The sequence below is a fragment of the Candidatus Pseudomonas auctus genome, assembly GCF_048654275.1.
GTDB classification, from domain to species: Bacteria; Pseudomonadota; Gammaproteobacteria; order Pseudomonadales; family Pseudomonadaceae; genus Aquipseudomonas; species Aquipseudomonas pharyngis.
The window spans coordinates 122,212-132,922 of sequence record NZ_JBJYZK010000017.1; the positions used below are offsets into that span (position 1 = coordinate 122,212).

10 protein-coding genes and 1 pseudogene are annotated in these 10,711 nt (G+C 62.3%); 5 read left to right on the forward strand and 6 right to left on the reverse strand.

All coding sequences use genetic code 11. From position 1 onward, the window contains the following. Positions 1-11: 11 nt before the first annotated feature. The 4 genes from codB to ACKUG4_RS25365 form a co-directional block, all read right to left on the reverse strand. Entirely contained in the window at positions 12-1,283 is a 1,272-nt protein-coding gene (codB, locus tag ACKUG4_RS25350; RefSeq protein ID WP_064597984.1) for a cytosine permease, read from the reverse strand. A gap of 172 nt (positions 1,284-1,455) precedes the next feature. Next, a complete protein-coding gene (locus ACKUG4_RS25355) occupies positions 1,456-2,268 on the reverse strand; it encodes an alpha/beta fold hydrolase (RefSeq protein WP_445435085.1) in 813 nt (270 codons plus the stop codon). Between the two features lie 84 nt (positions 2,269-2,352). Then, on the reverse strand, positions 2,353-2,709 hold the full coding sequence (gene queD / locus ACKUG4_RS25360; RefSeq protein ID WP_007955941.1) for a 6-carboxytetrahydropterin synthase QueD: 357 nt from the start codon (positions 2,707-2,709) through the stop codon (positions 2,353-2,355). An 86-nt stretch (positions 2,710-2,795) separates the two neighbouring features. Next, entirely contained in the window at positions 2,796-3,875 is a 1,080-nt protein-coding gene (locus ACKUG4_RS25365; protein WP_445435086.1) for a patatin-like phospholipase family protein, read from the reverse strand. A 146-nt stretch (positions 3,876-4,021) separates the two neighbouring features. Between ACKUG4_RS25365 and ACKUG4_RS25370 the strand changes: the two genes are divergently transcribed. Genes ACKUG4_RS25370 through ACKUG4_RS25385 form a run of 4 tightly spaced genes read left to right on the forward strand, consistent with a single transcriptional unit; the run spans position 4,022 to position 6,623 of the window. Next, the gene (locus ACKUG4_RS25370) at positions 4,022-4,330 is read left to right on the forward strand and encodes a PepSY domain-containing protein (protein WP_039770261.1); all 309 of its coding nucleotides are present in this window, start codon (positions 4,022-4,024) and stop codon (positions 4,328-4,330) included. Then, the gene (locus ACKUG4_RS25375; protein WP_064597979.1) at positions 4,330-4,641 is read left to right on the forward strand and encodes a PepSY domain-containing protein; all 312 of its coding nucleotides are present in this window, start codon (positions 4,330-4,332) and stop codon (positions 4,639-4,641) included. The genes ACKUG4_RS25370 and ACKUG4_RS25375 overlap by 1 nt, the downstream gene beginning before the upstream one ends. Before the next feature lie 3 nt (positions 4,642-4,644). After that, positions 4,645-5,313 carry a response regulator transcription factor gene (locus ACKUG4_RS25380; protein WP_011335105.1) on the forward strand — a complete coding sequence of 223 codons (669 nt, stop codon included), beginning with the start codon at positions 4,645-4,647 and terminating at the stop codon, positions 5,311-5,313. Further along, entirely contained in the window at positions 5,310-6,623 is a 1,314-nt protein-coding gene (locus ACKUG4_RS25385) for a sensor histidine kinase (protein WP_445435087.1), read from the forward strand. Before ACKUG4_RS25380 ends, ACKUG4_RS25385 begins: the two co-directional genes overlap by 4 nt. Before the next feature lie 219 nt (positions 6,624-6,842). Here ACKUG4_RS25385 and ACKUG4_RS25390 read toward each other — a convergent pair whose 3' ends face one another. Then, a complete protein-coding gene (locus tag ACKUG4_RS25390; protein ID WP_371262551.1) occupies positions 6,843-7,598 on the reverse strand; it encodes a methyl-accepting chemotaxis protein in 756 nt (251 codons plus the stop codon). A 102-nt stretch (positions 7,599-7,700) separates the two neighbouring features. Continuing rightward, positions 7,701-9,089: pseudogene (locus ACKUG4_RS25395) on the reverse strand (methyl-accepting chemotaxis protein); the annotation flags it as partial. Positions 9,090-9,304: 215 nt separating this feature from the next. Here ACKUG4_RS25395 and ACKUG4_RS25400 point away from each other — a divergent pair. After that, entirely contained in the window at positions 9,305-10,621 is a 1,317-nt protein-coding gene (locus ACKUG4_RS25400) for a Na+/H+ antiporter family protein (RefSeq protein ID WP_039770253.1), read from the forward strand. Positions 10,622-10,711 lie beyond the last annotated feature (90 nt).

Below are 10,711 nucleotides of genomic sequence, written 5' to 3' on the forward strand. Positions count from 1 at the left end.
GGCGAATCCTTTTATAGATCTTGTAGAGGGGCGGCCGCGTTGCGGGCGCCGAGCAGGCCGGTCACTGCGATATACGTTAACGCGGCAACGGCGATGCCGACCAGCGGCGCGACCCACGGCGAGCCGAACGCGGCGACGGTTCCGGCCGCGTAAGCCGCCAGCCCCGGCCAGTTGAACGCCGGTAACCGTGCGTCGGCCAGACGCGGATAACGCCCGCGCCAGCGGAAGAAAAAGTCCGCCATGATCACCCCGCCAATCGGCGGGATCACCGTGCCCAGCAGGATCAGATAAGGCACCAGCATGTCGTACATGCCCAGCAGCGCGAGCGCCGTGCCGATCACGGCACCGGCCAAGGTCACGGTCTTGCGGCGCCCGGTGCGCAGCAGGTTGCAGCCGGCGACGGCGAAGTTGTAGATGGTGTTGTCCTGGGTGCTCCAGATGTTCAGCAACAGCATCGCCATCGCTGCCATGGCGAAGCCTTGCAACAGCAGCACTTCGACCACGTCGGGTTGTTGGTAGACGATTGCGCCGTAGGCGCCGATCAGCACCATCAGGCCATTGCCGATGAAAAAGCCGATCAGGCTGGCCAGCACCGCAATGCGCGCCGAGCGCGAAAAACGCGTCCAGTTGGTGGCCTGGGTCGCGCCGCTGACGAAGGTGCCGAACACCAGCGTGATGGCGGTCGACCAGTCCAGCGAACCGCTGGGCACGACGCTGAGCAAACCGTCGAGGCCGCCGACTTTCACGGTGGCGACCCACATCGACAGCATCAGCAGCAACATCATCGCCGGTACCGCGATGTACGACAGAATCTCCAGCCCTCGATAACCGACATACGCCGTGGCGCAGAACACCAGGCCGAACAGCACCATCAGCCCCAGTACCGTGGCTTCATTCAGATCGAAATACTTGCCAAGTACCACCGCCGCCGTCGCGGTGCCCCAGGCGTACCAGCCGATCTGGGTAAACCCGAGGATCAGATCGCTGAGTTTGCTGCCGACTTCGCCAAAACAGAAGCGCCCCATCAGCACCGAATTCAGCCCGCTCTTGAAGGCGATGTAGCCGAGGCCTGCGGCATACACACCGAGCAGCAGATTGCCGATGACGATGACGGCGAGCATTTCGCCGAAGTTGAACGCCACGCCGAGCTTGCCGCCGGCAAACATGGTCGCCGTGAAGAAGGTGAACCCCAGCAGCACCATCGCCGTGGAGGCCAGGCCTTTGCGCGCGTGCATCGGCACTTCACTGAGGGGGTAATCGTTGCCGGGATCGTTTTGCGTCATGGGGCGTTCCTTGCTGGAAAGGGGAGGACGCGAAGAGGTTGCAGCGGTCGTGCCAAACGCGATGTTGCGGGTATTTATAGACGAGGCACGGATGATCGGCGCGAAAGCAGTGCATCGGGCGCCGCACCGAACCATGTGGGAGCAGTTGTTCCCACAGGGTCACGGGATTGGATCAGAGAAACCGCAGCAGCGCGGCGACGATGGCTTCAGGCGCATCTTCCTGCACCAGATGCCCGGCATTCGGGATCGGATGAAACAGCGATCCTGGAATCATCTTGTGCAACTCGCGCCCGCGCTCAATGGGAATCCACTGATCCTCTTCCCCCCAGAGAATCTGCACCGGGCAACGGATCGTCGGGTACAGCGGCTGTGCCTCCAGCGTGTAGCGCTGATCCATCTGCGCGATCTGCCGGTAGAACGCCGCTTGCCCCGGATCGCCCAGCCACGGCTGCACGTAGGGCGCCAGTTCGTCATCGGGAATATCCCGGTGAATCGCCCCGCGAATATAGGCCGGCACGATGGCGCGCTGGATGTAATCCGGCAGGCCGCTGAACGCCGCTTCATGCTGGCGCACGTGCTGCACGAACGGCGAACCCCAGGGCGTCAGCGCGACCGGGTCGATCAGGGTCAGGCTGCGGTAATCCTTGCCGTTGAGCAGATGAGCGCGCAGCACGGTGGCGCCGCCGAAGTCGTGGGCGACCATGTCTGGGTGTTGCAGATTCCAGTGATCCAGCAACTGCGCGAGCAATTCGTTCTGCACGCCGAGGGAGACATCGGCGTCCGGTTGCTCGGACTGCCCGTAGCCCAGCAGATCGAAGTAATGCACCCGATGGGTGGCGAAAAAGTGCGGCGCGATGCGGTGCCACACGTAAGACGAGAAGGGCGTGCCGTGCACGAATACCAGCGGCGGGCCGTCGCCGTGCACCCCGTGGCGAATCTGTTGCCCGTTGAAATCAAAGACCTGATCCAGCAGCCAGTCCGTCATGGGCCTGCCCTCTTGGCGGTTCGAGCCAAAAAGCATAGGCGTAAAAAAACCACCGGTCTCGGTGGTTTTTTTGTGTCGCGGGAATTACTCGCCGCGATAGATGCAACCGCTGGTGCAGGTCTCGTGGATGCGGATCGCACTGAGTTCCGGCAGCAGGGGCTTCAATTCATTCCAGATGAATTTGGCCAGCACTTCGCTGGTCGGGTTCTCAAGGCCCGGAATGTCGTTCAGGTAATTGTGGTCCAGACGCTCGTACAGCGGCTTGAAAATCGCCTTGATCTCGGAAAAGTCACGGATCCAGCCGGTGTGCGGGTCGAGGTCGCCGCTCAGGTGAATCGCCACTTTGAACGAGTGGCCGTGCAGGCGTCCGCACTTGTGGCCGTCCGGTACGTGGGGCAGGCGGTGGGCGGATTCGAACGTAAATTCCTTGAAGATTTCCACAGTGATTTCAGCTCTGTTCAGATGGCGTTCGCCGCAGCGAATTCGGGCAGGCGGCGAGTTTATCAGCTTGTTCCCGGCTGTGCTGACTAAAGGGTCAGCAAGCGTTCGGCGAGGCGACCATTGGCAGTCAGTTCAAGGAATTCGTCACCCATCCGGCGGCTCTCGTCCATCGCCGCGCGCCAGTATTTCTGTCGGCTCGGCGCATCGCCCATGAAACGCTTGAAGTCGTTACGGTCGGGGAGTTTGCCGTAGGGCAGACGCGCCAGGTATTCCTTCGACGGCGCGAGCAACAGCACGTCCTGCAAGCGTTCCACCGAAGCTTTGCGCCACGGCAGAGTCTTGTCGAACCAGCCCGGGATCACTCGGTCGGTGAAGTGCGGATACAACACGATGCCGTCGCCGCTGTAGGGCAGGTCGAGGTGGTAGTCGAGCAGACCGCCGTCGCGGAACGTGCCGGCACCGGCGCCCGGCAGGTCACGCACGCCCTCCATGACCATCGGGATCGAACCCGAGGCCAGCAGCGCCTGGCGCAGGTTGCCGGCATCGAGGGCGACGAAGCGCGACGGGAAGTCATTCAGCGCGTGCACCGGGGGCGCCAGGCGCGGGTCGTGGATGATCAGCCGTTCGAAGTGCCGCGACAGCCGCGCGCGGCCGCGCAGGTTGTCGGCGATCACCGAACCCAGTGCCAGCCCGAGCCGGCCGCGATGATCGTCCGCCAGCCCGCCGTGGCTTTTGACCACCATGATGTTCAAGCGGTAATGGGCGTTGGTCAGAAGGCTGGCATCGCGGCCGTCGAGCAGGTCATCGAGCATGCGCTGCGAACTGCGGCTGACCTCGGCAATGGTCACGCCTTTGTTGAAGTCCTGCTCGGTGTACAGATGACCAAGGCGGCGGATGCCTTCGGCGGCGTCCGGCAGGCAGGCACTGGCGAAGCGCCAGGAACCCACCGACGCACCGATCAGCGAACGCTCGCGCGGCGCCGCCGGCAGCCACTCGCCGAACAACGCCAGATCCAGCCCCTGAATCCCCAATGCCTTGGGCCCACCGGCAGCGCCGGGCAGGGTGCCGACGTCGGCGGCGTTCAGGCCTTGGGCACGAATGCGCGCCATGGCCCTGGGGCCGGCCTTGAGGGTGAGGGCAGGGAACTTGATGTGAATGGCGGTCATACCGGTCTCGATCGTTAGCAAGCGAAAGATTATAAGCACATGTTGCCGTGGCTGCAGGAGCAGGCCCAATGATGGCAATTCAGTTTCAGTTAAGTTCGCACCGTTAAGGTGCGGCCCGTAGCGACACATAAAAATACGGAGACACCATGAAAACCCTGACTGCCCTGACCATCGCCTCGATCATCGGCCTCACCGCCAGCACCGTTCACGCCCGCGATCTCGGCCCGGATGAAGCCCTGCGCCTGCGCGACGCTGGTACTATCGTCTCCTTCGAGAAGCTCAACGCCACCGCGCTGGCCAAACACCCGGGTTCGACGATCACCGACACCGAGCTGGAAGAACAGTACGGCAAGTACATCTACCAGATCGAGCTGCGTGATCCGCAGGGGCTGGAATGGGATCTGGAACTGGACGCGGTGAGCGGGCAAGTGCTCAAGGATCATCAGGATACGTAATGAAGGTGAATGTTCGCGCCACCCGCCGTACGGCATTGGCGCTGGTGATGTTTTGCTCGACGGCCATGGCCCGCGACCTGGGTCCCGACGAAGCCCTCAATCTGCGCAAGCAGGGTGTGATCCTGCCGCTCGAGCAGGTATTACACCAGGCGATGGACCGTTATCCCGGCGCGAAACTGCTGGAAGTCGAGCTGGAAGAAAAACACGACGTCTACATTTATGAAGTCGAGTTGCTGACCGTCGAGGGTGTGGCTCGCGAGCTGCACTTGAAGGCCGACACCGGCGAACTCGTGAAAGACAAGGAAGATTGACCGATGCGCTTGCTTCTGGTGGAAGACCACGTACCGCTGGCCGACGAATTGCTGGCAGGCCTGCAACGTCAGGGCTACGCGGTGGACTGGCTGGCGGACGGACGCGATGCGGTCTATCAGGGCAGCAGCGAGCCCTACGACCTGATCGTCCTCGACCTCGGTCTGCCCGGCGTTCCGGGGCTTGAGGTGCTGGCGCAATGGCGCGCCGGCGGTCTGACGATTCCGGTGCTGATCCTCACTGCCCGCGACTCCTGGGCCGAGCGTATCGAAGGCCTCAAGGCCGGTGCCGACGATTACCTGACCAAACCCTTCCACCCGGAAGAGCTGTATTTGCGCATCCAGTCGCTGCTGCGCCGTTCCAAGGGCCAGGCCAACCAACCGACGCTCAAGGCCGCAGGACTGCACCTGGACGAGGGCCGCCAGTGTGTCGTGCGCGACGGCGCCGATATTCAGCTGACCGCTGCCGAATTCCGTCTGCTGCGCTACTTCATGCTGCACCCGGAACAGATCCTCTCCAAAAGCCACCTCGCCGAACACCTCTACGACGGCGAGACCGAGCGCGATTCCAACGTGCTGGAAGTTCACGTCAATCACCTGCGACGCAAGCTCGGCAAGAGCGTGATCGAAACCCGTCGCGGTCAGGGTTATCTGTTTGGCGGACAGGCTTCGTGAGATCGATCCAGCGCCGCTTGAGCCTAGGGTTGATCAGCGTGCTGGTGGTCGTCGGTGTGCTGCTGGCGCAAACCAGTCTGTGGTTGTTCGAAGTAGGGTTGCAGCGCTATCTCGAAGCCGGCTTGCGTAACGACAGCGAGAGCCTGCTGGTGGCGCTGGTTCGCGGGCCGCAAGGCTTGCAGCTGGATGAGCGGCACTTGTCGCCGGCCTACCAGCGACCGTTTTCCGGGCATTACTTCCGCATCGACTTCGCCGACAGCCATTGGCGCTCCCGCTCGTTGTGGGATCAGGATCTGCCGTTGCTCGAACGCTCCGGCCTGCACAGCAACCTGCAACTGGGGCCGGACGGCCAGCAATTGCTGGTACTGCGCTCGGACTATCGACGGCTCGGTCAGTCGATTTCCATCAGCGTGGCTCAGGATTACACGCCGGTGCGCGAGAGTTTCCAGCGCATGCGCCAGATCGGCCTCGGCCTCGGTTTGGCCGGGTTGTTGCTGATTCTGTTGTTGCAACGTCTGACCGTGCGCCGCGCGTTGCGGCCGCTGGAAAAGGCCCGCGAGCAGATCGCCCAGTTGCAGCAGGGCCAGCGTTCGCAACTCGATGAACAAGTGCCGGCGGAACTGGAACCGCTGGTGGCGCAGATCAACCATTTGCTGGCGCACACCGAAGACAGCCTCAAGCGTTCGCGCAATGCCCTGGGCAATCTCGGGCATGCGCTGAAAACCCCGTTGGCGGTGCTGTTGAGTCTGGCGTCGAGTGAACGGCTCGACGCGCACCCGGAGCTGCGCAAGATCCTCAAGGAACAACTGGAGCAGGTTCAGCAACGACTGAACCGCGAGCTCAACCGTGCGCGCCTGTCCGGCGATGCGTTGCCGGGAGCGCTGTTCGATTGCGACGCCGAGCTGCCGGGGTTGCTGTCGACGTTGAACATGATCCATGGCGAGCATCTGGAACTGAGCTACGTGGCCCCGCCGGGCCTGCAATTGCCGTGGGATCGTGAGGACCTGCTGGAACTGCTCGGTAACCTGCTGGACAACGCCTGCAAATGGGCGGATGCCGAGGTGCGGCTGAGTGTGGTCGAGACGTTAGAAGGTTTTGTGCTGAGTGTGGAAGACGACGGGCCGGGGATTCCCGAGGCGCAGCGGGCTCAGGTATTCAGCCGGGGGACGCGGCTGGATGAGCAGACCGACGGGCATGGCTTGGGGCTGGGGATTGTGCGGGACATTGTCGACACCTGGGGCGGGGTGCTGGTGCTGGGCGAAAGCGAGTGGGGCGGGTTGAAGGTGGAGATTCAGTTGCCTCGGCGGTGAGCTTCAAGAGCCCCCTCATCGGAACGCCGCCCGCCTAACCCTCTCCCGGAGGGAGAGGGGACTGACCGAGGTGTTCTTTCGAGTTACGCTGACCTGATCTATCGAGTTGAACTCAGGTTCCGAACAGCATGAAGATCTACTCCCTTTCCCCCTCGCCCCCTTGGGGGAGAGGGCTGGGGTGAGGGGGGCGATTTAACTGACACCCCCCACATTCAAGAATCAAACCCGAAACTGATCCATCAAGCTCTGCTGCTGATTCGCCAGACTATTAAGCGACTGACTCACCCGCGCCGATTCATTCGCCTGCCCCGACAGCGACTCCGTCACATCACGAATCGTCGCCACGTTGTTGTTGATCTCTTCGGCCACCGCGCTCTGCTCTTCCGCAGCGCTGGCGATCTGCAGGTTCATGTCGCTGATCACCGTCACCGCATCGCCGATCTGGCGCAGCGCCGTCACGGCCTGGCCGACCTGTTCGACGCTGCCCTGGGCCTGACGATGGCTGTTGCCCATCGAACCGACGACATCCTGGGTTCCGGTCTGCAATTGCTCGATCACCTGGCGGGTTTCTTCCACCGATTCCTGGGTGCGGCGGGCGAGGTTGCGCACTTCGTCGGCGACCACCGCAAAACCGCGCCCGGCTTCACCGGCGCGGGCGGCTTCGATGGCGGCGTTGAGGGCCAGCAGGTTGGTCTGTTCGGCGATGGCGCGGATGGTTTCCAGCACGGTGCCGATCTTCTCGCTGTTGGCGGCCAGGCCTTCTACCTGCACCATCGCCGCGCTCATGTCGGCGGCGAGGGTGTCGATGCTCGCGGTGGTGCGGTCGATCACGGTCAGGCCCTGACGGGTGGCGCGGTCGGCGTCCTTGGCGGCTTCGGCGGCTTGCGCAGCGCTGCGGGCCACGTCCTGAGCGGTGGCGCTCATTTCGTGGGACGCGGTGGCGACCTGATCGACCTGACGGTATTGCTGCTCCATGCCGGCGCTGGTCTGGGTCGCAATCGCTGAAGACTGGTCGGCGGTGTTGCGCGCGTCCTGCACCGAGCGTTTCACCTCGGCGATGATCGGTTGCAGCTTGTCGAGGAAACGGTTGAACCAGCCGGCCAACTGGCCGAGCTCGTCCTTCTTGTCGTAGGCCAGACGGCGGGTCAGATCGCCTTCGCCGCTGGCGATGTCTTCCAGCATGTGGGCCACGCCGAGGATCGGTTTGGTCACGCTGCGGGCCATCAGCCACACCAGCAAAAGGCCGATCAGCGCAGCGAGCACGCCGAGGCTCAGTTCGATCAGGGTGCCTGAGGTGTTGCTGGCATCGAGTTGCTGCTTGAGCGCTTCGGCGCGGCTTACCAGAACCTTTTCCGGCACATCGAGCAGCACGCCCCAGGACGGGCCGCCGGGAATTGGCTGGAACGGCGACAGCACTTTCAGTTGCGCGTTGCTGTGCAGGCTGCTGACGGTGTTGCTCGAGGCGAGAAGACGCAGCAGTTCGGCGCCGCTGGTGGTGTCCACGGCATCCAGGCGCTGGCTGAGTTTATTGGCGTCCGGGCTGTAACCGGCGAGCAGGCCGGCGGGGCTGACGATGCTCACGGCGGTCTGGCCGTCGTAGAGCTTTTTGCTGGCGCTCTGGCTGATCGCTTGCAGGCTGTTGAGGTTGATGTCCACCGACAGCGAGGCGATGACTTTGCCGTTGACCATCAGCGGGAACACGATGCTGGTCATCAGCACCTTTTGCCCGTCGATCACATAGAAATAGGGTTCGATCACGCAGGGCTTGAGCGTGGTGCGCGGGCAGGTGAACCAGGCGTTGGCGGCCTGGCCGCTGGGGCCGGTGCTGGTGTCGGCCATGTCGCTTTCCGGCAGGGCCATCGAGGTCACCTTGCCCGGAGTCGGCTGCGACCAGTACAGGGCGAAACGGCCCTTGTCGTTGCTGCCTAATTCACCTTGTCCGGCAAATAGCTCGTCCTTGCCATCCAGCGCGTTGGCTTCGAACACGAGCGACAGGCCGAGCAGATCCGGATTGGCCTGCAAGGCCGATTTCACCTGACGGGTCATGTCCTCACGCAGGTCGAAGGCATCGAGGAAACGCTTCTCGGCCTGCTCACGCAGGAACAGCACCTGACGCGAGAAACCGTGGCCATATTGATAGGCATCCATGAACTGCTGGCGAATGCCCGCTGCCTGGACTTCGCCCTGGGATTCGATGCGAGCCTGGGCCGACTCGGTGAGCATTTCCATGCTCGAAGCTTTCACCAGTTCGGAACTGTGCTCCATGCGATACAGCGAAAGACCCACCAACAGGGTCACGATACCGGCCAGGCAGAGCCCGGCGAGCAGGGTGATTTTCCATTGGATGGAAAGTTGTCTGAGTGACATGGAAACGTCCTTATTCGATAAATATCTGAGACTTTGCACTGTAACGGCCGCGTTTCGGCTTTCTTTATGGCGTAAATGCAATAGGGCGAATTGACGCATGTTGTGGCGGATATGCCCTGTTCAGCGGATTGATCATGGAAAGTTACACAGTGTTGCGACCAGTCGCTTTGACACTGCGCCCGCGCTGCGGCACAGTGCGCGCCCTTCTAATAAGACCCTCTATGCAAATCCGCTGGCGACCCTCGTGGCTTGTCGGCCGGACTCATCCTGTCTGGCGGTGAATGGCTTTACCGTCGTGTTTTCGAGGTAGTGAAATGAATGCAGTGATTGCTGCGGTCGGCGTCATGCTGATCCTCAGCCTGTCCCGGGTGCATGTGGTGATCGCATTGATCGTCGGCGCGCTGGTTGGTGGCCTGACCGGTGGTCTGGGTATCGACGCCACGCTCAAGGCTTTCAACAGTGGCCTGGGCGGCGGGGCGACGGTGGCGTTGTCCTACGCGTTGCTCGGCGCTTTCGCCGTGGCGATTGCCAAGTCCGGCCTGGCCCATGCGCTGGCCGACAAGGCTCTGGCGATGGTCGACCGCCAGCATGCGACCGGTGGCGGCAGCGTCAAATGGCTGCTGATCGGCCTGCTGTGGGTGGTGGCGATCGCTTCGCAGAACATCCTGCCGATTCACATCGCGTTCATTCCGCTGCTGGTGCCGCCGCTTCTCTATGTACTGACCAAGCTGCAACTGGACCGCCGGTTGATCGCCTGCGTCATGACTTTCGGCCTGATTACGCCGTACATGTTCCTGCCGGTGGGCTTCGGCAACATTTTCCTTAATGAAATCCTGCTGGCCAACGTTGCCCGCAGTGGCGTGGACATCAGCGGGATCAACGTCACCCATGCCATGGGAATTCCGGCGCTGGGCATGCTGGCAGGGCTGGGTATCGCCTTTATCAGTTACCGCAAGAAACGCGTCTACGACCTGGGAAAAATCGAGCAGGTCGAGCAGGTGGCGGTGCAGTACAACCCGCGCAGTCTGTTGATCGCCGGTGTCGCCATTGCCGCAGCCTTCATTATTCAGTTGCTGCTGGATTCGATGATTATCGGGGCGCTGGCCGGTTTCCTGATCTTTTCGGCGTCGGGCATCGTCAAATGGCGCGAGACGGATGACCTGTTCACCGAAGGCATGAAGATGATGGCGATGATCGGCTTCATCATGATCGCCGCCTCCGGATTCGCCGAAGTGATGAAGGCCACCGGCGAGGTGCAGACGCTGGTCGAGTCTTCGGCGTCGTGGATCAACCACAGCAAAGGCATCGGTGCCTTGCTGATGCTGCTGGTCGGGCTGCTGGTAACCATGGGCATCGGCTCTTCGTTTTCCACGGTGCCGATCCTGGCGGCGATTTTCGTGCCGCTGTGCGTGCAACTGGGCTTCAGCCCGATGGCGATTGTCTGCATCGTCGGCACGGCCGGTGCCTTGGGCGATGCCGGTTCGCCCGCATCGGACTCGACCCTCGGCCCGACCTCCGGGCTGAACATCGACGGCCAGCACCACCACATCTGGGACACCGTCGTCCCGACTTTCCTGCATTACAACCTGCCGCTGCTGGCGTTTGGCTGGGTGGCTGCGATGGTCCTTTAACTCCCAAATTCCCTGTGGGAGATTCTATGTTGCAGGGGAACCCTGCAACCTTAAATTGGGTTGGTATTCGCTCTGATTTTTCATGAGGGC

What these genes read in the sequence shown, in the direction of transcription:
- codB (WP_064597984.1), bottom strand. Translation starts at nt 1,283, where the DNA reads ATGACGCAAAACGATCCCGGCAACGATTACCCCCTCAGTGAAGTGCCG.
- ACKUG4_RS25355 (WP_445435085.1), bottom strand. Translation starts at nt 2,268, where the DNA reads ATGACGGACTGGCTGCTGGATCAGGTCTTTGATTTCAACGGGCAACAG.
- ACKUG4_RS25365 (WP_445435086.1), bottom strand. Translation starts at nt 3,875, where the DNA reads ATGACCGCCATTCACATCAAGTTCCCTGCCCTCACCCTCAAGGCCGGC.
- ACKUG4_RS25370 (WP_039770261.1), top strand. Translation starts at nt 4,022, where the DNA reads ATGAAAACCCTGACTGCCCTGACCATCGCCTCGATCATCGGCCTCACC.
- ACKUG4_RS25375 (WP_064597979.1), top strand. Translation starts at nt 4,330, where the DNA reads ATGAAGGTGAATGTTCGCGCCACCCGCCGTACGGCATTGGCGCTGGTG.
- ACKUG4_RS25380 (WP_011335105.1), top strand. Translation starts at nt 4,645, where the DNA reads ATGCGCTTGCTTCTGGTGGAAGACCACGTACCGCTGGCCGACGAATTG.
- ACKUG4_RS25390 (WP_371262551.1), bottom strand. Translation starts at nt 7,598, where the DNA reads ATGGAGCAGCAATACCGTCAGGTCGATCAGGTCGCCACCGCGTCCCAC.
- ACKUG4_RS25400 (WP_039770253.1), top strand. Translation starts at nt 9,305, where the DNA reads ATGAATGCAGTGATTGCTGCGGTCGGCGTCATGCTGATCCTCAGCCTG.